This window comes from Streptomyces sp. NPDC020681, assembly GCF_044334895.1.
Taxonomy (GTDB): Bacteria; Actinomycetota; Actinomycetes; order Streptomycetales; family Streptomycetaceae; genus Streptomyces.
The window spans coordinates 249305-269339 of record NZ_JBIRTX010000005.1 but is presented as its reverse complement, the minus strand read 5'-3'; the positions used below and the strand labels follow the sequence as shown (position 1 = coordinate 269339).

22 protein-coding genes are annotated in these 20035 nt (G+C 69.6%); 8 read left to right on the top strand and 14 right to left on the bottom strand.

The genetic code is table 11. The features are described from left to right. Window positions 1-42 precede the first annotated feature (42 nt). Both ACH4YL_RS14210 and ACH4YL_RS14205 read right to left on the bottom strand, forming a co-directional pair. On the bottom strand, window positions 43-786 hold the full coding sequence (locus tag ACH4YL_RS14210) for a type 1 glutamine amidotransferase domain-containing protein (RefSeq protein WP_398507581.1): 744 nt from the start codon (window positions 784-786) through the stop codon (window positions 43-45). A 159-nt stretch (window positions 787-945) separates the two neighbouring features. Continuing rightward, window positions 946-1665 carry a DinB family protein gene (locus ACH4YL_RS14205; protein ID WP_398507580.1) on the bottom strand — a complete coding sequence of 240 codons (720 nt, stop codon included), beginning with the start codon at window positions 1663-1665 and terminating at the stop codon, window positions 946-948. 225 nt (window positions 1666-1890) lie between these two features. Between ACH4YL_RS14205 and ACH4YL_RS14200 the strand changes: the two genes are divergently transcribed. Both ACH4YL_RS14200 and ACH4YL_RS14195 read left to right on the top strand, forming a co-directional pair. After that, the gene (locus tag ACH4YL_RS14200) at window positions 1891-2127 is read left to right on the top strand and encodes a hypothetical protein (protein WP_398507579.1); all 237 of its coding nucleotides are present in this window, start codon (window positions 1891-1893) and stop codon (window positions 2125-2127) included. A gap of 5 nt (window positions 2128-2132) precedes the next feature. Then, window positions 2133-2255, top strand: a complete 123-nt coding sequence (locus ACH4YL_RS14195) for a hypothetical protein (protein WP_398507578.1) — start codon at window positions 2133-2135, stop codon at window positions 2253-2255. Window positions 2256-2469: 214 nt separating this feature from the next. On the opposite strand, the gene ACH4YL_RS14190 is transcribed toward ACH4YL_RS14195, so the two are convergent. Continuing rightward, the gene (locus tag ACH4YL_RS14190) at window positions 2470-3315 is read right to left on the bottom strand and encodes a nitroreductase/quinone reductase family protein (protein WP_398507577.1); all 846 of its coding nucleotides are present in this window, start codon (window positions 3313-3315) and stop codon (window positions 2470-2472) included. Window positions 3316-3798: 483 nt separating this feature from the next. Further along, window positions 3799-4752, bottom strand: a complete 954-nt coding sequence (locus ACH4YL_RS14185; RefSeq protein WP_398507576.1) for a nucleoside hydrolase — start codon at window positions 4750-4752, stop codon at window positions 3799-3801. Window positions 4753-4911: 159 nt separating this feature from the next. Here ACH4YL_RS14185 and ACH4YL_RS14180 point away from each other — a divergent pair, with 159 nt between their 5' ends. Beyond that, complete coding sequence (locus tag ACH4YL_RS14180) at window positions 4912-5709, top strand: maleylpyruvate isomerase family mycothiol-dependent enzyme (RefSeq protein ID WP_398507575.1); 798 nt, start codon at window positions 4912-4914, stop codon at window positions 5707-5709. A gap of 20 nt (window positions 5710-5729) precedes the next feature. Here ACH4YL_RS14180 and ACH4YL_RS14175 read toward each other — a convergent pair whose 3' ends face one another. From ACH4YL_RS14175 to ACH4YL_RS14150, 6 genes are all read right to left on the bottom strand, one after another. Then, the gene (locus tag ACH4YL_RS14175) at window positions 5730-6932 is read right to left on the bottom strand and encodes an epoxide hydrolase family protein (protein ID WP_398507574.1); all 1203 of its coding nucleotides are present in this window, start codon (window positions 6930-6932) and stop codon (window positions 5730-5732) included. An 83-nt stretch (window positions 6933-7015) separates the two neighbouring features. Continuing rightward, window positions 7016-8734: an RNA polymerase sigma factor gene (locus ACH4YL_RS14170; RefSeq protein ID WP_398507873.1), complete on the bottom strand. Its 1719-nt coding sequence runs from the start codon at window positions 8732-8734 to the stop codon at window positions 7016-7018. A 75-nt stretch (window positions 8735-8809) separates the two neighbouring features. Then, on the bottom strand, window positions 8810-10072 hold the full coding sequence (locus tag ACH4YL_RS14165) for an alginate lyase family protein (RefSeq protein ID WP_398507573.1): 1263 nt from the start codon (window positions 10070-10072) through the stop codon (window positions 8810-8812). A gap of 111 nt (window positions 10073-10183) precedes the next feature. After that, window positions 10184-10387, bottom strand: coding sequence for a cold-shock protein (locus ACH4YL_RS14160; RefSeq protein ID WP_398507572.1), 204 nt, complete (start codon window positions 10385-10387; stop codon window positions 10184-10186). A 130-nt stretch (window positions 10388-10517) separates the two neighbouring features. After that, window positions 10518-12065: a carboxylesterase/lipase family protein gene (locus tag ACH4YL_RS14155; RefSeq protein WP_398507571.1), complete on the bottom strand. Its 1548-nt coding sequence runs from the start codon at window positions 12063-12065 to the stop codon at window positions 10518-10520. 96 nt (window positions 12066-12161) lie between these two features. Further along, entirely contained in the window at window positions 12162-12830 is a 669-nt protein-coding gene (locus ACH4YL_RS14150) for a hypothetical protein (RefSeq protein ID WP_398507570.1), read from the bottom strand. Window positions 12831-12912: 82 nt separating this feature from the next. Here ACH4YL_RS14150 and ACH4YL_RS14145 point away from each other — a divergent pair, with 82 nt between their 5' ends. After that, window positions 12913-13590 (top strand): class I SAM-dependent methyltransferase, encoded by a 678-nt coding sequence (locus ACH4YL_RS14145; RefSeq protein WP_398507569.1) that lies wholly within the window; start codon window positions 12913-12915, stop codon window positions 13588-13590. A 16-nt stretch (window positions 13591-13606) separates the two neighbouring features. Here ACH4YL_RS14145 and ACH4YL_RS14140 read toward each other — a convergent pair whose 3' ends face one another. Then, complete coding sequence (locus ACH4YL_RS14140; protein ID WP_398507568.1) at window positions 13607-14977, bottom strand: NAD(P)-binding domain-containing protein; 1371 nt, start codon at window positions 14975-14977, stop codon at window positions 13607-13609. Between the two features lie 141 nt (window positions 14978-15118). Between ACH4YL_RS14140 and ACH4YL_RS14135 the strand changes: the two genes are divergently transcribed. Next, window positions 15119-15481 carry an ArsR/SmtB family transcription factor gene (locus tag ACH4YL_RS14135; RefSeq protein ID WP_398507567.1) on the top strand — a complete coding sequence of 121 codons (363 nt, stop codon included), beginning with the start codon at window positions 15119-15121 and terminating at the stop codon, window positions 15479-15481. Window positions 15482-15663: 182 nt separating this feature from the next. Beyond that, window positions 15664-16788, top strand: a complete 1125-nt coding sequence (pstS, locus tag ACH4YL_RS14130) for a phosphate ABC transporter substrate-binding protein PstS (protein WP_398507566.1) — start codon at window positions 15664-15666, stop codon at window positions 16786-16788. On the opposite strand, the gene ACH4YL_RS14125 is transcribed toward pstS, so the two are convergent. After that, on the bottom strand, window positions 16725-17543 hold the full coding sequence (locus tag ACH4YL_RS14125) for an aquaporin (protein WP_398507565.1): 819 nt from the start codon (window positions 17541-17543) through the stop codon (window positions 16725-16727). The genes pstS and ACH4YL_RS14125 overlap by 64 nt on opposite strands. Window positions 17544-17599: 56 nt before the next feature. Then, a complete protein-coding gene (locus tag ACH4YL_RS14120) occupies window positions 17600-17914 on the bottom strand; it encodes an ArsR/SmtB family transcription factor (protein ID WP_398507564.1) in 315 nt (104 codons plus the stop codon). 86 nt (window positions 17915-18000) lie between these two features. Between ACH4YL_RS14120 and ACH4YL_RS14115 the strand changes: the two genes are divergently transcribed. Next, window positions 18001-18633 carry a three-helix bundle dimerization domain-containing protein gene (locus ACH4YL_RS14115; protein ID WP_398507563.1) on the top strand — a complete coding sequence of 211 codons (633 nt, stop codon included), beginning with the start codon at window positions 18001-18003 and terminating at the stop codon, window positions 18631-18633. A gap of 53 nt (window positions 18634-18686) precedes the next feature. Further along, on the top strand, window positions 18687-19106 hold the full coding sequence (locus tag ACH4YL_RS14110) for an arsenate reductase ArsC (protein WP_398507562.1): 420 nt from the start codon (window positions 18687-18689) through the stop codon (window positions 19104-19106). Window positions 19107-19213: 107 nt separating this feature from the next. On the opposite strand, the gene arsM is transcribed toward ACH4YL_RS14110, so the two are convergent. After that, window positions 19214-19978, bottom strand: a complete 765-nt coding sequence (arsM, locus tag ACH4YL_RS14105) for an arsenite methyltransferase (protein ID WP_398507561.1) — start codon at window positions 19976-19978, stop codon at window positions 19214-19216. Between the last annotated feature and the right edge of the window lie 57 nt (window positions 19979-20035).

Genomic DNA, 20035 nt, shown 5'->3' with positions numbered 1-20035 from the left:
TTTACGGCGGCCCGCCGGTGAGTACGTGGGGTGGCACCGACGTCACGGCCGGCGAGTGTCCAGGAGCGCGATGAACCGGCGGCCGAAGAGGTAGGCGTCTCCCGGCCAGCGGGCCGAGAGGTAGTTGCCGTCCTCCACGACGAACGCGGGTGTGTCGTCCGTCGCGGTACCGCGGGTCGTGAGGGACTTGGGCCCGCGTTCGAACTGCCCGCCGGGGTCGGCCAGCGCGGCCTTGACCTCGTCCTCCACATAGGCGGGATAGGTCCGGTAGTAACGGCCGAGTCGCCATGCCGTGGTCAGATACGCCGTCCGCTCCATGTACTTCGGCAGACACGTCGTACGACGATCCGCGAGCACGCTGCGGTCTCCGCCGTCCTCACGCGCCCGCGCCAGGACCAGCACGCCGTGGCAGATGGCCCCGACGGGCCGCTCCAGCGCCCAGAACCGCGCGACCTGCCGCTGAAGCACGGCCGAGCCGAGGTACTGCCGCATCCCCGGTGCGTGACCGCCCGGCAGGACCAGGCCGTCGAAGCCGGCCATGTCGAGATCCGCCCATGCCTCGGTGGTGGCGAACTCCTCGGATCGGCAGAGCTGTTCGTAGAACTCCTTCGGTTCCGTCTCCGCGCCGAGCTGCCCGAAGAGCACACCTGTCAGGAGCCGCGGATCGGCCGCGGGCCGCGTCCCCGCGTGTTCGGTGGCGAAGACGACCTGGTGCCCGGCGTCGGTGAGCATCCGCCAGGGCACGGCCACTTCGGTGACGTCGAAATCGCGGTCGGGTACCGGCATCAGGACTCGCATCCGTGCATCATGGCAGGCGGAGCGGAAGCCGAAACGGCAGACGCTGAGCCTTTTTCAAGCTCACGATGACGCGGCAAGGTGAAGTGCGTGTAAGTGTCACCGCGGCGCAGATGAGCCAGGGCGAGCAAACGCCAAGACGCGCCGGGCCTACCGCGGAGTGGAGAAGCGGGCCCGCCACAGGTCACGGAGCAACGCGATCTCGGCCATGTGGTGGATGAATTCGAGGTTGGCCCCCCACTGCACGGAGATGAACGGTTCCTCGGGGTCGGAGCCGTACGGGTACTGCGAGAGGCCGACCGTGTCGAGCTGCTCCTCGGTGAGGGCGCCGACGTCGGCGCGCCAGCGGTCGATCACCGGCCAGAAGCGCTCCAGGGTCGAGGCCGCCGAGGGGGAGAAGTCGATCATCTGCTTCGGGTCCTGCCGTCGATCGCCGAAGGTCCACTCCCAGTTGCCCGCGAACTCGTAGTGCAGGTGACCCAGCCGCCACGCGATGGTCGTGACCGGCGTCTCGTCCGGCTCCGGTTCGCCGGTGTGGGCCAAGATCTGCTCGACCCGCTCGACGGTCACGCTCCAGTCCTCGGCGATCTTCTCCACGGACATGCCGCCGGCCGCCTGCCGGGCGACCTCCGCGTACTCGCTCGCCGGGATGTCCGCGGCGCCCAGGTCCATCACCCAATCGCCCGGCCCGAACGCCCGCGGCGTCGTCGCCTCGGCACGCCGCCGGAGCGACCAGCAGCCGGGCACCGGCTCCCACAGATACTCCTCGTCGCCGAGCCCCGCCAGCCGCACCCCGGCCATCTCCCTGGCCTTGTCGAACTGGTCGAGCAGCAGGCCCAGACGGTCGGTCCGTACGCCCTCGATCTCCATGAACGGCTCCCCTTCGCGGTCGCGTGTCGTACCTCTTCCGCTCCGGCGGAGGTTAACGGCTCACCTCACGGGGCGCGAACGCCTTTCTCGCCCACGAAGCGGTGCAGCACCTCCCGCATCACCGCACTCGTCCAGGCCGTCCTCACCCTCCACGTGACCTGCTCAAGCTGAGGTTGGAAAAGGCTCGCTGTGACCAGTGACCAACTGACCTGACAGGATGGCCCGATGCCCGACCACCTGTTCGCCGATCCGGGTCTCGCGGCGTTGTACGACGTACTCAACCCGACCGAGGACCGGGGCGACTTCGCGCTGTTGCACATCGCCCGGGAGGCCGGTCACGGCGGACGGCTGTGCGGCGTGGACCCGGCGGAAGGCATGCTGGAACAGGGCGGACGCGTACGGACATCGAATGGGTCCTCGGCGATCTCGGGACAGGTGGCTGGGACGGCGAGTTCGAGCTGATCGTGATGACGGGCCACGCGTTCCAGGTGCTCGTCGAGGACGACGAACTGCGCACCGCGCTCGCCGCGGTCCGCTCGGCGCTGACCGGCGAAGGCCGCTTCGCGTTCGAGACGGCCGCAGCACGCTGAGATTCCTCGACACGGACACGCTCTCCTCGTTTCTGGAGGGCGCGGGCCTGGGCGTCGAGGAGCAGTTCGGTGACTGGGACGGCAGCCCGCTGACCGGCAGCAGCCCGGAGATCATCACCGTCGCACGGCGCGGTCCGGCCCTCAGCGCGGATGGCACCTCGGCAGGACGAACTCCGAGTTGACGGAGACCGCGCCGAGCGCCCGGACCCGCCGCTCAGGGAGCCGACGCGTCGAGGATGGGGATCAACTGCTCTTCCTCGTACGTCAGATGGCGCTCCAGCTCGTCCGTGAGCCTTTCGACTTCCGGGAGCACCACCAGCGGATCCGCGCCCTCGCCGGACACGAGCGTCTGGAGATCGTCGAGCAGGCCCGCGATCTTCTGGTGTTCCTCGCGCAGCCGGTCCACGACGGGCCCGAGCTCAGGATGGCGCTGGGCGACGAACGGGAGGATCCCGGCGTCCTCTCCGCTGTGGTGGTTGTGCAGCCCCTGGCAGAGCGTCAGGCAGTTCACGCGGAGCTGCACGCCCAGGCCGGGGCCGGACTCGGTGATCTCCTTGCGGATCAGGGCGAGTTCGCGCCGGATCCCGTCGTGGACCAGCTTGAGCGCCGCACCCCACGACGCCGCGGCGATGTTCGGCGGCCCCTGGACCGGGACGGCTTCGAGGGCGACCACAGGGATGACGCGTGCCGTCTTGGCCTGATAGTCGGCCCATCCGGGGTCACTCTCGACGGCGCGCGCGAAGGCGCGGTCGCGTTCGGCGCCCTCCAGCGCGACGGCCTGCGCTTCATAGGTGAAGACACCGTCCTCGACGGTGACCCGAGGATGGGCGAGGAGGTTGTGGAACCAGTCCGGGTGGCCCGGTGCGCCGCCGGCCGACGCGATGACGAGTATCCGTGCGTCGCCGTCGGGGAGGTAGCCGACCGGCGTGGTGTGCCGAGTGCCGGACCGTGCGCCGGTGGTGGTCAGCAGAAGCAGCCGGGCTCCCTCGAAAGGGCCGCCGACCTCTCCGCCGTTGGCCCGGAATTCATCGATGATCTGCTGGTTGAAGACGTTGGGCATTCTCGGTATTTCTCCATGACTGAGGAGCCCGCGGAGTGTTTGCGGGCAGGACGAATTCACCACAGGCGAATTGCGGCCGTGGTGGGAAGGAAACGGGGAGGGCGCGCCGGACTTCCGACCCGGAGCGGTCGACGGTCGGCACGTGAAAGTGGCGTGCAAGGTCGGCGGTGACCAGCACCGCAGACACGTCCAGCACCTGGAACAGGCAGCACGCAGCACGCATGGAGCACGCGGAGTGCATGGACACGCAGAGCACGTGGAGCACGCGGAAACATCGCGCGAGTCGCGCGGAAAGGGAAATGGCGGGCTTCGCGCCCGCCCCCGCCTCACGTAGAGGCCGGGTGCCTTACTCGATTGTGGCCCATGGCCGACCCGGCAGTCACGGCGTAAACCTTAGTGCCAGGAACAGGCGGAAGCAATATGGAATTCCGGCCCGACAGCCCGACAGCCCGACAGCCCGACAGCCCGACAGCCCGCGAAGCGTCAACCGCCCCCGCCGGCACGCTTTCCGAGCGTCTCGACCGCCGCGATCACCCGGTCCCAGAACAGCTCGGCCTCCAGCGCCATCCCGACACGCGCGTTCACCGGCCGGTCCAGATACCGGTGCGGGTCCACGACGGTGGCGCCCCGCGTGTACTCCCCGCGCAGCTCGACCGCCACGCTCGCGTCGACGCAGTGCACGATCGCCGGGTCGATGACCCGGGCCACCGCGACGGGATCGTGCAGCGGCGGTGATGTGAAGCCCCACAACCGCCGGTACCTGGCCGCGAAGTACATCATCAACTCGGCGCAGATACGGCCGAGTTCGGTGCCGAGACCTTCGAGGCGGGCCAGCACGTCCTCGGTCGCGAGGGCCTGATGCGTGACATTGAGCCCGATCATGGTGACCGGCACCCCGCTGCGGAACACGATGTCCGCGGCTTCCGGGTCGACGTAGACATTGAACTCGGCGGCCGGTGTCCTGTTGCCGCGCTCGGTGCTGCCGCCCATCAGCACGATCTCGCGGATGTGCGGGACGCAGTCCGGATGGCGGGTCAGCAGCAGGGCGATGTTGGTCAGCGGCGCGGTCGGCACGAGCGTGACCGGCTCCGGATGCTCGGTCAGAATCCGGTACATGAGGTCCACGGCATGCTCCGGGACCACGTCCACGGTCGGCTCGCCGAACTGCGGTCCGTCCATGCCGGAGTCGCCATGCACGTCGTCCGCCACAAACAGGTGCTGGACGAGGGGCCGCGCGCATCCGGCCGCGATGGGCACATCGGTGATTCCGGCGACGGTGCAGACCCGGCGGGCGTTGAGCGTGGTCTTCTCGACGGTCTGGTTCCCGGCGACCGTTGTGATGGCGAGCAGATCAATGGCCGGGTCGCCGGCCGCGAGCATGATGGCGATGGCGTCGTCGTGCCCGGGATCGCAGTCGATGATGATCGGAACGGGCACGGCGCTCCTCGCTCTCCGGACGGCAACGTCTTCAGTGTGCCCGGAAGCGGCCTGATTTTCCGTTGGCCTGACAACCGGTCACGCCTGTCCGGAGCGGGGGCGGACCGGAACCGGCCACGTTCGGACTCCGGAGCTCGGGGGAGTGGCAGGGTGAGGACCATGGACTTCAGTGCTCACTTCCGGCGCGAGACACGCGCGTTCGAGGCCGCGGCCCGTGCGGCGGCGGAAGGCGGCGAGGCGCCGCTCGTCCCGTCCTGCCCCGGCTGGTCGATGTCCGATCTGATCGCGCACCTCGGCGGGGTGCATCTCTTTGTGAACCGCATTGTGCGGGACCGGCTCCAGCAGCCGCCGGACCTGGCGGACGTCTTCGCCGAGCTGCCCGCGGACCGCGAGGGCTGGCCGACCCCGGAGACGAAGTCACCGCACCGTGGACCGGTGCCTAGGAGCCTGGTCGACGCCTACGCGGACGGGGCCGCCACGCTGGACGCGCACTTCAGAAGCGTCGCTCCGGACGAATCCGTATGGACCTGGTCGGCCGAGCAGACCGTCGGATTCTGGCTGCGGATGCAGACCATCGAGGCGGCCCTGCACCGCTGGGACGCCGAGGGCGCGCTCGGCGTGCCGCAGCCGGTCGACACCGAGCTCGCGGAAGACGCCGTCAGCCAGAACTTCGAGGTCATGGCACCGACCAGGCGGGCCAGGCAGCAGCCGCCGCTCGCATCGGGCGAGCGGTACCGGTTCCGGCAGACCGACGGCACGGGTCTGTGGACGGTGCATCTCGACGGCGACGACATCCGGCTCGACGACGCCTCCGGCCCGTGCGACGTCGAGTTGTCCGGTACGGCGTCGGACCTGATGCTGTTCCTCTGGCACCGGATTCCCGCGGACCGGCTCGACGAGGTGACGGGCGACCGGGACGTGCTCGACCGATACTTCACGCTCGTCCCGCCCGAGTAGCCGCGTACGAACGGCACAACTCAGCCGGACGCCGATTCCCGGAGCTCTCTGAAGAACGCGCGAATGTCGCCGACCAGCAGCTCCGGCTCCTCCATCGCCGCGAAATGCCCACCCCGGTCGAACTCCGACCAGCGCACGATCCTGTTCGTCCGCTCCGCGACATGCCGCAGCGGAATGAAGTTCTCCTGCGGGAAGAGGGCCAGACCGGTCGGCGCGGCCGACGGCTCGGGCTGCCCGCCCCAGTAGTCGGCGTGCGCCCGCTCGTAGTAGAGACGCGCGGACGAACCGGCCGTACGGGTCAGCCAGTACAGCATCACATTGGTGAGCAGCCGGTCGCGGTCGACGGCATCGTCCTTGCCTTCGCGCGTGTCCGTCCACTCGTGGAACTTCTCGGCGATCCAGGCCAGTTGTCCGACCGGGGAATCGGTCAGTCCGTACGCAAGGGTCTGCGGCCGCGTCGACTGGATGTCCGCATAGCCCTGCCTGTCGCGGCTCCACTCCTGGTTGCGCTTCCAGGACGCCAGCGTCCGCTCGCGCTCCGCCGGGCTGAGCTCGGCCAGCTCAGCGGCGTCCGGCTCCTCGGCCGCGGCCGACCCGGGCAGGAGATTGAGATGTACGCCGATGAGCTCGTCGGTCCGGATACGCCCGAGCTCGCGCGAGACGGCCGAACCCCAGTCCCCGCCCTGTGCTCCGTAGCGCCGGTAGCCGAGCCGCTGCATCAGCTCGGCGAACGCGGCGGCGACCCGGCGGTACTCCCAGCCCTTCTCGCGCGTCGGCCCGGAGAATCCGAAGCCGGGAATGCTTGGCACCACCAGATGGAAGGCGTCGGCCGGATCGCCGCCGTGCGCGCGCGGATCCGACAGCGGACCGACGACCTCGGTGAATTCGACGATCGAGCCCGGCCAGCCATGTGTGATGATCAGCGGCGTCGCGTCCGGTTCCGGAGACCGGACATGCGTGAAGTGGATGTTTGCGCCGTCGATCGTGGTGGTGAACTGCGGCCACTGATTCAGCCGGGCTTCCGCGGCCCGCCAGTCGTACCCGGTGCGCCAGTACTGGACGAGCTCCTGGAGATATCCGCCCGGGATCCCGTACGCCCAGCCCACTCCTGGCAGCTCGTCCGGCCACCTTGTGCGGTCGAGGCGGTCGTGCAGGTCTTCCAGGTCGCTCTGCGGGATGTCCATGCGGAAGGGGTGGATGCGCTGGTCGGCAGGAGTTGTCACCGGCGCATGCTAGCTGCGACCGCTTTCACTGATCACCACCTGGTTCGGCACCACGCGGGCGGCCCTGATCCGCGCGCCGAGGCTCACACCCGCGAGCGCTGTGGCACCGTCGCCGGATCCGTCGGCCGGTCGCGAGTGACGTACTGCGGCACGGGCGCCGAGTCGTCGCCGGTGTCGCGGACCAGGCCGTAGCGGACCAGGCCCTTCTCCGGATGGGCCGGGTCCGGTGCGGTGCCGATGTCCTTGGTGGCCTCGGCCCAGCTCGACGGCATGACGATGAGGTTGTAGTCCGCGCCCCGTTCGTTCTGATGGAGCGTGACCGTCCCGTCCAGGTAGAAGTACTCGTTCTGCCACATCTGCTGGGCGCCGGACGGCAGTTCGGCGTAACCGGTTGTGGGACCGCCCATCCAGGTGCTGCCGTCGGACGCGCTCGGGACCACGTCGTCCATGCGGCGGCCGCCGCCCGATGCGGCATGGAAGAGCTTGCCGTCGAGACCCGTCCAGGTTGGCATGACGAGGGAGCCAGGGCGTTCGCGGGGAGTGATCTGCCAGCGCAGGAGGACGTATCCCTTGCCGCTGAGCGTCACACTCTCACCGCGGTGGGGGAGCACGGCCTTGTCGCCGTAGCTGCTGGTGAGCGTCGTCTCGGGCCGGCGAGGCAGGGGACCGGGGCGGCTGTTGGGGTCGGGCGCGGAGTCCACGCCGTCGACGACCGTTCCGTACACCGGTTCCGGTGGAGTGGCGGGCGCGGCGGTCGGGGCCGATGGAGAACGGGACACGGTGGATGGCGGGCCGCTGGTGGGCGCGGGCGGCGCCGCTCGTGGCGGAGGAGCGGACGGGGCCTGCTCCGGGCCTTCGTAGACGATGAACGCACCGCCCGCGACCAGGGTCGCGCCTGCCGTGATGGCAACCGCCGGCTTGGTCAGCGCGGTCAGCAGATGCGCGGACCAGCCGACCGGGTCCGCGGTGATCACGGAGGCGGCTCCCGCCGCTGCCGCCTTTCCACCGCCTCCGAGCAGCCCGGACAGCACCGCCAGTGTGAAGCCCGCGGGCAGCGGCACCAGCGCGATGCCCACCAGCAGCCGCTCGGCCGGTACGGCGTCGGGCCGCGGCCTGCCGCAGTCGGCGCAGCCCCGGACATGCCGGGCCAGGCGCTTGCGCCATACAGAATCTGGGCGGCCGTCCCAACCCGCGGTCAGCCGCCCCAGTTCGCCGCAGCGACGTCCCGGTTCGAGAGCGCGCACGATGCCGCGCGCCGTCTCCAGCCGTTCCTTGACGCGTTGCACTCGTACGGCCGTGTGCTGACGGCTGAGCCGCATCGCCGCAGCCACCTCGCGCCGGCTCAGCTCACCCCCGACCTCCAGCCACCACAGCGACAGCAACTGCCGGTCCTCGTCCTCCAGCCAGCGCACCGCCTCCGCGACCTCGCGCCGCTGGCCCTCCAACTGGAGCCGCAGCACGGCAAGTTCGGCGAAGTCCGAGCCGGGGTCGGCGGCCGGGACGCCTTCGTCGGCCGCGGCGTGCTGCCGCCGCCGGGAGCGGTCCCGTACCTGCCGCATCGCGATCGCCACCAGCCAGGAGCGGAAGCTGTCGGGATCGCGCAGTCCGTCGAGACCGTGCACGGCGCGCAGCATGGTCTCCTGCACGACGTCGTCCACGTCCGCATGCCCGTTGAGCGCGCGGCCGACGATGTTGTAGACGAGTGGGAGCCAGCCCGCGACCAGCTCGTCGAGCGCCTTGCGGTCACCGGCCTGGGCCGCCGCGACCGTGCCGCGCCACTCCCGTCCGTCCACTACGTCCACATCCAAGAGTTCTCCGGCCGGGCACTGTAACTCGTTCAATTCTGTACGACTAGCGTCAGAGGGTGGGGTGAGGCGCTAGCGCGAGTAGAGGAGCGTCCCGAAGCCGAGCTGATCGAAGCCGCCGCTGTTGGGCCCGTAGTCCCCGCCGCCGCCCTCGGCCCGCACCTGCTCGGCGATCGCCGTGATGTACGGCACGGACAGCCGCCGGCGCCGCGCGTAGTGGTTGTGCAGCAGCTCCCAGACCGGGCGAGCCTGCCCGCGCCCGATACCGGACACGACGGTGTGCTCGCGGTACGCGCCACTCTGGCCGCTGCGCCAAGCGTATGTGGTGAACGGGACGTCTCCGCCGAGGTTGTACTTGGCCACGTACTGGGCGCCCTTCATGAACCGGTTGTCGTCGTACCCGTACAGATCGACGCCCTGATTCCAGGCCATCTCGCAGATGGAGCCCATCAGCCCGATGCCCATGACGCTGTGTCCCTGGTCGCGGCCGCTCTCCTGCCACTGTCCGAGGCCGCCGGGGTGCAGGAAGGGCACGGCGTTCTTGACCGAGCCATTGCCCTGGCCGTTCTTGAAGTACTCGACGGCCCGGTCGAAGAGGGCGCGGTCGTCGCAGAGGATCCCGATGGCCATGACCGACGCGACGCTGCACAGGTCCCAGTTGGCCCAGTAGTTCTGGATGTGCGCGTCATTGTGGCGGGTGAGGAAGTCCTCGTTGAGAGGGTGGAAGACCGTCCGCATCATGCGCTGGAAGCGGTCGAGGTCGAAGCCGGCGTAGCCGCGCATCAACTCCGCGGCGTTGGCGAACTGGTAGCCGTAGATGCCCGCCGCGAGGAACCGGTCGGCGTTGCCGGTGACCGTCTCCAGCGTGCCCGACCAGGCATTGAGTAGGTCGCGGGCCGCGTCGCCTTGCGGCGTGCTGCCGGCGATCTTCCAGCGCAATGCGTTCTGGTAGGCGGCGTGAATGTCGTTGTAGAGCCGCGGATAGTTCTGGCCGGCCCCGCCCCGTACGACAGTCTTGAGCGCGCCCGGCTTCCAGGTGCTCTGTGCGTGGCGGTTGGCGGTCAGTCTGTCCCACCCCGCCGCCCAGGGCTTGGAGCCGGCGCGGACCCGGACCCTGGCCCGATTGAGTTCGCCGTACGCATGCAGCAAGCCCGGGTGCACGAAGGCCTCGGGCTGCTGCGGCGGCGTGCTCGACGCCTCGCGGTTGGGTGCGGCGCCGGCGTCGCCGTCGGACATCGTGACGGCCACCGCGCCGCCGACTCCGGCGGCGGCCAGGCCGCCGGCGATCTGCAGCATGCTGCGGCGGCTGAACCGGTGCTTGTTGTGCTGGGCCATGAAGGTGCTCCTGCGCACGCGTGGGGACGTTGGTGCACAGGAGACGGTCGTGCGGCCTGAGCGATAACAGTTTTTCGTGTTCCGGGTCTTGCCCGAGGGCCGTGCCCTACGTCATTGCGGGACGACGTTCTCGGCCTGCGGGCCCTTGGGGCCTTGGGTTACTTCGTACTCGACCTTGGCTCCCTCTTCCAGCTGCTTGAAGCCGCTGGTCTGGATGGCGGAGAAATGGACGAACACGTCCGGACCGCCGTCATCCTGCTCGATAAAGCCGAAGCCTTTGTCCGCGTTGAACCACTTCACCTTGCCAGTTGCCATGGGCACAGTTTCTACACATTCCCGGGCCGATGCGCAGCATGACACGCGCTCACCCTCCGAAGAGACGAACCTCGGCCCAACTGGCGGGGCCAGGCGGCTGGATGAGTTCTCGTCTGCCCGGGGTGGGCGATCACCCGCCGCCGGCTCGCAGGGGCAGCGCCGGAAAAGTGTGGTCCTGCCAGAGGAGACGGGAAGCTTCCTCCGGGTAGGCGGTGACGGACGGTCGGGTGTCGAAGAGCTGTACGAGGCGTTGCTCGGCGTCGTACGCGGGCCAGCCGGGGTCGCCGTGGGCGGCGAACGCCGTCCACGCCGTGCGCATACGCGCCGACAGCGTCTCCGCCTCCTGGGACGGCTCCTCGCCGATCAGCATCGAGACCTGGCCGCGGGTCAAGTTGCCGAAGACGAGCGGCACGTCGAGGCCGTGACACGCGCCGAGTGCGCCGCCCATGCCGGGGGCGGGCCAGGTCAGTTCGTTGACGTAGGCGCGGCCGCCACTCGCGGTCTGCGCCTTGGCGAGGTGCAGGCTTGGCATGCGGAACAGCCAGTCGGAGTTCACCAGTTCGTACAGCTCGTCAGGGCCCGCGGCCGGGAAAGCATCCCGGTAGCGGCGAGCGCCGTCCGGGCCGGGGGCGAAGGCCGTCAGCGCGGACTGCGCCTGCTCGTTCGTCACCATCCCGAGCATGCCGTCGAGCGCGGTGAACAGCCGGTACTCGTCACGGGTGTGGCCGACCAGGAGCTCGATGTCCCGGCCGGCGCCCTCGGCCAGGGCCTGCCACGGAGTGCGGGGCAGGACATCGCCGTCGACGACGGGTGAAATCGGGATCGACGTGTGGGCGAGCGGGCCCCAGCGTTTCTCGAACCCCGCCATCTTGGCCATGACCGCGTCACTGGCGGCGGGCAGGCTCGCGGCCGGCACCGTGGACAGGTCCGCCACGGTGGGCCGCAGGCTCAGTTCCGAGGCGCAGGCGGCGGCGATGTCGGCGGCGAGCTCCGGCGAGAAGAACGTGCCTTGCACGCTCTGTGCGACGGCACGGCGGAAGAGCCCTGCGGCCCGGTCCATCGCCAGCAGCGCGGCGACCGACCCTGCGCCCGCCGATTCGCCGAAGACCGTGACCCGGTCCGGATCGCCGCCGAAGGCCCGGATGTTGTCGCGTACCCACTCCAGCGCGGCGACCTGATCGAGCAGGCCCCGGTTGGCGGGCGCGCCTTCGAGCTGCGCGAAACCCTCGATGCCGAGCCGGTAGTTGAACGTCACCACGACGACGCCGCCGTCCCGTGCGAGGCGGCCGCCGTCGTACTCGGGGAGGCTGGACATGCCGATCGTGTACGCGCCGCCGTGGATCCACACCATCACTGGGAGCCCCGCGCCCGGGTCCGGCTCGGGCGACCAGACGTTGAGGGTCAGCCAGTCGTCGGCGGCCGCGTCCTGCGACAGCGCGTCCATGCCGAAAGCGCCGGCCTGCGGGGGCGGCGGGCCGTACGACACGGCCGGCCGTACGCCGTCCCAGCCTCGTACCGGCCGGGGCGCGGCGAAACGGAGCTCGCCGACCGGTGGCTCGGCGAACGGGATTCCGCGGAAGACGGCCACGCCCGCCTCCCGGCTGCCGCGCAGGGCACCCAGTGGCGTACGGACTTCGGGCTCGGACGCTGACTCGGACTGGGACTCGGCAACGCTCATCACAGCTCCCGCTCGTGGCCTGGCACGCTGATCGTCCCTGCGCGGCAGGTTGCGGGCAAACGCTTTAAGCCGGAAGCCGACCCGGAGGAGGTCGCGTCACCTCTTGGTGCGTGAGGTTTTGTAGAGCTCGGCGGTCAGGCTCGCCAGCTCGGACAGGGAGAGATCGTCGCTCTGGGTGGCGGCCACAGTGCTGTGGTCGGCCCAGACACAGATCGGGGCCTCGCGGTCCTGGCATTTCATCCGGGCGCCTTTGAAGCCATCGAGCTCGACCGTCTTGGGGCTGCCGACCTGCTTCCCCCAGCTGAACGGGTACTGCTCGCCATTCTTGATCGACCGGAAGGAGCGCTCGACCGCCTTGCCCGGGTCGGCGACCTGGCCCGAAAGTCCTCTGAACGTCACCCATTTCTGCTGGGCCGGTTCGTCCTCCGTTCCGACTCGGTAGTCGGCGCCCGTCCCGGACACGTTCGTGATGCCGATCGCCCTGGCATCGCTTCTCTCCATGCCATTGCCGTTCACTTCGCGGGCGGCCAGTTCGCAGTCCGAGTCGGAGGTCGCCCCTATGCAGTTGAACGCTCCCAGGTAGTCCTTGTCCCGCCCGAGTTTCTTGAACTCGCCCACCGACGTCGGCGGGGTCAGCTTGTAGCCCCTGGTGTCTTCGGCCACGCCACGGGCATGCTGGGCGTACAGCACGCCGCCGATCGCGGCGAGCACCACCACCGCAACGCCCGCCACGACCAGGCCCGTCTTCTTCCTGAGCACGCCCACGTTCCCCTCCCAAGCTCCGGACTGGGCCGAAGAGTAGCCTGGTGATCCTCTGTTGTTCACTGCATGCGGGGGTTCCTGGCACATGGGAGTACCCGGCGAGGCGACGCGCGCCAGCTATGACCGCGTGGCCGAGGCGTACACGAACCAGTTCTTCGAGGAGTTGCAGGACAAGCCACTGGACCGCGCGCTGCTCGGTGCTTTCGCCGAGCAGGTGCCCGAGGGGCTTCCCGTCGCCGATGTGGGGTGCGGACCGGGACATGTGGCCCGCTATCTGCACGGGCTCGGCCTCCATGCGCTCGGTGTCGATCTCTCGCCGCAGATGATCGAGCTTGCCCGGAAACGCACTTCCGACGTGCCCTTCCAGGTGGGTTCGATGCTCGCGCTGGATGCCGACGACGGCGCCTGGGGCGGGATCACGGCCCTCTACTCGATCATCCACCTCACCGCCGATGAACTGCCGCTCGCGTTCGCGGAGTTCGAGCGCGTGCTGGCCCCGGGTGGCCGGCTTCTGCTCTCCTTCCACATCAGCCCGCCGCCGGACATGGCGACGGACGGTGGAGTGGTCCATCTCGAGGAGCTGCTCGGACAGCCGGTCTCGCTGGACTTCCACTTCCTCGACCCGGCCGACATCAGCCGCAGGCTGGAGCGGGCCGGGCTGGCGGTTGAGGTGAGCGTCGAGCGGCTTGCGGACCTGACCGAGGTCAAGACCCGACGCGCCTATCTCATCGCCCGTAAGCCGGACGCCTCCGACGGGAGCTGAGCAACCGGACGGATGCTCAGCAGCCGCCGGAGGTGGCCGGGGCGCCGACGCCGATCTGGAGGGTGGCGGGCGCGGCGCAGCAGCCGCCGGATGCCTCGGCCGGATCGGGGTCGTCGAACAGTCCCGCGCCGCCGCAGACTCCGGTCTCCGGGAGCGTGAGTTCGACGCGCTCGGCGGCCTCCTGGTCGCCGGCCAGCGCGGCGGCGATGGAGCGGACCTGCTCGTAGCCGGTCATGGCGAGGAAGGTCGGGGCACGGCCGTACGACTTCATGCCGGCGAGGTAGACGCCCTGCTCCGGGTGCGCGAGCTCGTTCACGCCGTGCGGATAGACCGTGCCGCACGAGTGGACGTTCGGGTCGATCAGCGGGGCCAGCGCGACCGGAGCCTGAAGGCGCTCGTCCAGGCCGAGGCGGAGCTCGTCGAGGAAGGAGAGGTCGGGGCGGAAGCCGGTCAGTACGACGATCTCGTCGACCGGGTCCAGGCGGCGGCCGTCCTCGGCCACGAGTACCAGCTGCTCGCCCTGCTTCTCGACGGCGGTCGTACGGAAGCCGGTGACCGCGTCGGCATGTCCGCCGTCCACGGCCGCCTTGGCCGCCAGGCCGAGCGCGCCGCGGGCTGGGAGCTGGTCGGCCTCGCCGCCGCCGAAGGTGGAGCCGCTGATGCCGCGGCGCAGGATCCACGCGGCGTGCGTGCCCGGGGTGTCCTTGGCGAGATCGGCCAGGTAGGCGAGGGCGGTGAACGCGGAGGCGCCGGAACCGATCACGGCGGTGCGCTTGCCGGCGTAGCGGGCGCGTACCGCGGGGTTCTTGAGGTCCGGGACACGGTAGGAGATCCGGTCGGCGGCTGCGCGCTCGCCGAGAGCGGGCAGGCCGTCACCGCCGATCGGGCTCGGCGTCGACCAGGTGCCGGAGGCGTCGATGACGGCGCGTGCGGTGATGCGCTCTTCCGTGCCGTCGGCGTTCACCAGGTGGACGGTGAAGGGCTGCTGGTCGCGGTCGGCGTCGACGACCCGGTCCCGGCCGAGGCGGGAGACGCCGGTGACCCGTGCGTTGAGGCGGACCCTGTTGCCCAGTACGTCGGCCAGCGGCTGGAGGTACTTCTCGGCCCACTCACCGCCGGTGGGGTAGGCCGCGCCGTCGGGTGCGGTCCAGCCGGTGGGGGCGAGGAGCTTCTCGGCGGCGGGGTCGACGAGCTCGGACCAGGTGGAGAAGAGGCGTACGTGACTCCACTGCCGTACGGCGCTGCCTGCGGACGGTCCCGCTTCCAGGACCAGCGGCTGGATGCCGCGCGCGACAAGGTGTGCGGCGGCGGCCAGGCCGATCGGGCCGGCTCCGATCACCACGGTGGGCAGGGTGGCGGTCGACGCATCGGTAATCGGCACAGTCACGGTGACTCCTTGTTGTTTCGATATCTGTCGATGGCCTGAGTTGTCAGCATGGCACTTGTTTCGACAAGCGTCAACATAGATGAATGTCGAATCAAGAACGGGGCCCTGCGTCCTTGGTTCGACATGTGTCAACATAGACGTATGTCGAATGTGAGCGCGTTGCCGCTGCTGGAGCCGGATGCCGCGCTGTGCTGCCCGCCGCTGACCGAACGCCCCCTCACGGCGGAGGATGCGGTACGCACTGCCGCCATGTTCAAGGCGCTCGGCGACCCGGTCCGGCTGCGGCTCTTCTCCTTGATCGCCTCGCATGAGGGCGGCGAGGCGTGCGTCTGCGACATCTCCGACGTCGGCGTCTCCCAGCCGACCGTCAGTCATCACCTGAAGAAGCTCAAGGAAGCGGGTCTGCTCGCCTCCGAGCGTCGTGGGACTTGGGTGTACTACCGCGTGGAGCCGTCCGTGCTCGCCGCGATGGGGCAGATGCTGGGGCACTTCAAGGCTGGTTGAGCTGCGCCTTGAGGGCTTCGAAATTCTTCTTCGGCTCGGCTTGCCGATCGGCGGCCACTCGCCAGGTGAACCCACGTATCTCCAGAAGAGTCAGAGCGACGGCTGGTATTCACCGGAGTGTCACCCTCGGTGGCAGGAGATAGCTGAACATCTATGTTCCTGGCCTCTTGAAGGGAACACGGATGCACCATCGACGGACGGGCCGCACGCCGCTGCTCGGCGCGAGCGTGACAGTGGTGGCGGGTGGGGTGCTCCTTTCAGCTTGTGGGCTCGGCACGGCGGATGACGCGCCGTCACCCTCCAGGACGGTCAACAGCAAGATCGAGTGTGCGCCGCAGGGGCAGCTGGCCGCGTCCGGTTCCTCGGCGCAGCAGAACGCCATGAACCACTGGATGCGCGAATATCAACAGGCCTGCCCCGGCGTGCAGATCCGCTATGTGCCGATCGGCTCGGGCGGCGGCGTGGCCCAGTTTCTGCGCGGGGCGACGGCGCTCGGCGGAACCGACAGCGCGCTGAAGCCGGAAGAGGTCGAGGCCTCCCGCGAGGTGTGCCAAGGGGGTGGCAGGGCCATCGATCTGCCGATGGTCGGCGGTCCCATCGCCATCGGCTACAACATCTCCGGCGTCGACGACCTCGTTCTCGACGCCGCCACTCTCGCGAAGATCTTCGACTCGGAGATCACCAAGTGGAACGCTCCCGACATCCAGCGCCTGAACCCCGGCATTCGGCTGCCCGCGACCGTCATCAGCGCTGTGCACCGCTCCGAAGAGTCGGGCACGACCCAGAACCTCAACGCCTACCTCGCCGCTGCGGCGCCGGACGAGTGGCCGTACGAGAAGAAGAAGGCCTGGCAGGCCAAGGGAGGCCATTCCGCGGCCGGTTCGGACGGCGTGGCGTCAGCGGTGGGGACCACTGACGGCTCGATCGGCTACTTCGAGCTGTCCTTCGCGAAGGCGGGCCAGATTCCGACGGTCCGACTCGACACGGGTGCGCCCAAGCCTGTCGCCGTGTCCGCCGAGTCGGCCTCGGCCGGTATCGCCGCCAGTGAGGTGTCCGGCACCGGCAATGACGTCACGCTGAAGTTCGACTACGAGACCAGGGCTCCCGGCGCGTACCCCATCGTCCAGGTCACGTACGAGATCGTCTGCGACAAGGGCAACCGGGCCGAAGTGCTGCCCGCCCTCAAGTCCTTCCTGAGCTACACCGCAGGCCCGGAAGGACAGAAGGACCTCTCGCGCATCCACTACGCGCCACTGCCCGACGAGGTGGCCGCCGAGGTCCGCAAGATTGTCCGCACGCTGTCCTGACGGAAGATGAGGGCCACGAGAGCCAACCCGACCACGGTGCCGGCCAGTTGGGCGCCGATGAATCCCGGCACCGAGCCAGGGGCGATGCCGGCGAATGTGTCGGTGAACGCGCGGCCGATCGTCACTGCCGGGTTGGCGAACGAGGTGGACGAGGTGAACCAGTAGGCCGCGCCGATGTACGAGGCGATGGCGACCGGCGCGAAGCGCAGCCGGTCGGTCCGGGCCAGGCCGAAGATCAGGAGGATCAGTCCGGCGGTGGCCACGACCTCGCCGAGCAGCAGGTGTCCGGCGGAGCGGTCGTGCGTGGACCACTTCACCAGTGGCTCGCCGAACATCGCATCCGCGAGCACGGCGCCCGCGATCGCCCCGACGATCTGGGAGGGCACGTACACGGCCGCCTCGCGGGTGGTCACTCCGGCGCCGCCGCGCCGGGCGGTCCACCACTCGGCCAGAGTGACGGCCGGGTTGAAGTGCGCCCCGGAGACCGGTCCCAGCAGCACGATGAGAACGCCGAGGCCGAAGACGGTGGCCAGGGAGTTGGCGAGCAGCTGAAGGCCGACGTCCTGGGTGAGATCCGTGGCCTGGATGCCGGAACCGACCACGACCGCGACCAGAGCGGCGGTGCCGACCAGTTCGGCGGTGGCCCGGGCCGCCAGCGGCGTGCGAGGCGGGGTGGCGCCGGGCGCGGGCTGGGGTTCGGCGGATGCGGCGGACTCCGCCGGGGTTTCGGGGCCGGTGGGCCGGGTGGCGCTCAACTGAACTCCTCAGTGCGGATCAGTGTGGATGCGTCAGATGCCACAGGACGCGGTGATCAGGGGCAGGAACGCTTGGTGTCGCTCTCGGCGGTGGCCCGGGCTGTGGCGGCGAGCTCGGAGAACTGGCCCGCGAGCGAGGCGATGACCTCGGGCCGCAGCCGGTAGTAGGTGAAGCGCCCGCACGGCTCGGTGTCGACCACACCCGCATCCCGCAGTACGCGGAGGTGGTTGGAGAGATTGGTCTGCCGTGCGCCGGTCTCCTCGACGAGATGCGTGGTGCACAGCGTCTCGCGGGCGAGCAGGGTCACGATCTGGAGCCTGAGCGGGTCGGCCAGTACCCGGATCAGTTCAGTGTCGACTGACGTCATCATGGGCTGATACTGTCACATCAGCTGAAGCTGACACCAGTCTGGACTGAGACGTAGGGCCCTCAGCAGGTCAGTCGAAGGGGTATCCCATGTCCGCCTCACCGATTCCCGCCCTGCCCGATCAACGTCTGGCCGCCGGCGCGGCCCGCCTTGCCGCCCGGCATCAAGGCCACTTCTCCGTGGAGACCGTGCACCAACTGCTCGCCGACTCCTACCGCCTGCTCGCCGAGCAGGCCCGGGTGCAGACACACCTGGTGCTGCTGGCCGAGCGCCTGGCGACCGATCGCCTCGACGCACTCGCTCACGTTCAGGGAGCGCCGGGCAAGGCGCTCGCGCGGGTGCTGTTCGTCTGCGGCCACAACGCGGGACGCTCGCAGATCGCCGCCGCGCTGCTCACCGCTCGCGCGGGCGGACGCGTCGCCGTGTCCTCCGCAGGTACGGAGCCGGCCCCCGAGATCGAGCCGTACGTCGCCCAGGTCATGCTCGAGGCGGGCCTCAGTCTGGGGGACGCCTTCCCCAAACCGCTGACCAGCGAGGTGGTCGAGGCCGCCGATGTCGTGGTGACCATGGGGTGCGGCGACGCCTGCCCGGTGGTGCCCGGCCGCCGGTACCTGGACTGGCCCGTGGCCGACCCCGACGGTGCCCCCGTCGAAGCCGTACGGGACATCCGCGACGAGATCGACGCGCACATCACCGAACTGCTCGACTCCCTGCCCCACTGAACCAACCCGTCCGGGCCACCGACCCGTTGACCCGTCTCGCAAAGGAAGAACCGATGCCCACCACCCCTGCCGCATCCGTGCTGTTCGTCTGTGTCCACAACGCCGGACGCTCGCAGATGGCCGCCGCCTGGCTGACCCACCTGGCCGGGGACCGCATCGAGGTGCGCTCCGCCGGATCCAGCCCCGGCGACGCCGTGAATCCGGCCGCGGTCGAGGCGATGAGGGAGGTCGGCATCGACATCTCCGCCGAGACTCCGAAGATCCTCACGATCGACGCCGTGCGCGAGTCCGATGTCTGCATCACCATGGGCTGCGGCGACACCTGCCCGGTCTTCCCGGGCAAGCGCTACCTGGACTGGGAGCTGGAGGACCCGGCCGGGCAGGGTGTCGAGGCCGTACGCCCCATCCGCGACGAGATCAAGAAGCTTGTCGAGGGCCTGATCGCCGAGATCGACGCGGAGACCGCCAAGTAGGCGAAATGAGCGGCGAGCTCCGGGCTACGGGCGGATCGACGCGTACGCCATCGCTCGCTTCGGCGCAGGTCGCCACTCGGGCTCGGGAGCGCGAACAGCGCCCGTGATCACGCCGAAGTGGGCTTCACCGCGCGGACGATCGCGGACTGCATTCCGTCGGCGACATCGTGTGTGGGCGTGAGCTCGATGCCGGTGAACCCTGCCGCCTCCAGCCCGTGGCGGTATTCGGCATACGAGAGTGCTCCGGCGATGCAGCCCACATGGTCGCCGCGCTCCGCGCGCTGGGCGGGTGTCAGGCGGTCCTCGGCCACCACGTCCGCGATACCGATGCGGCCGCCGGGGGTCAGTACGCGGAACATCTCGGCGAAGACGGCGGGCTTGTCGACGGACAGGTTGATCACGCAGTTGGAGATGACGACGTCGATCGTGTTCGCGGGCAGTGGCACGGACTCGATGGAGCCCTTGAGGAACTCGACGTTGGTGGCGCCGGCCCTCTTCGTGTTGACGAGCGCGAGCGCGAGCATCTCCTCGGTCATGTCAACGCCGTACGCTTTGCCGCTCGCGCCGACCCGGCGGGCGGACAGCAGCACGTCGATGCCGCCGCCGGAACCCAGGTCCAACACGCGCTCGCCTTCCCGCAGTTCGGCGACGGCGAGTGGGTTTCCGCAGCCGAGCGAGGCTGCGACGGCCTCGGCCGGGAGATGTTCGCGCTCCTCGGTACCGTAGAGACCGGAGCCGAAGTTCTCGTCGGTCTCGACGGGCCCGCAACCGGACTCGGAGCCGCAGCAGGCTGTGCCGCCCTGCGTGACCTTGAGGGCCGCGGCCGCATAGCCGGCCCGGACGGTCTCGCGTACGTCGTTCTGGTCGCTCATGACAGGACCTCTCTGTATAGGCGCCTGTGGAATCAGAGTGCTCCTTGAATCGGGAGG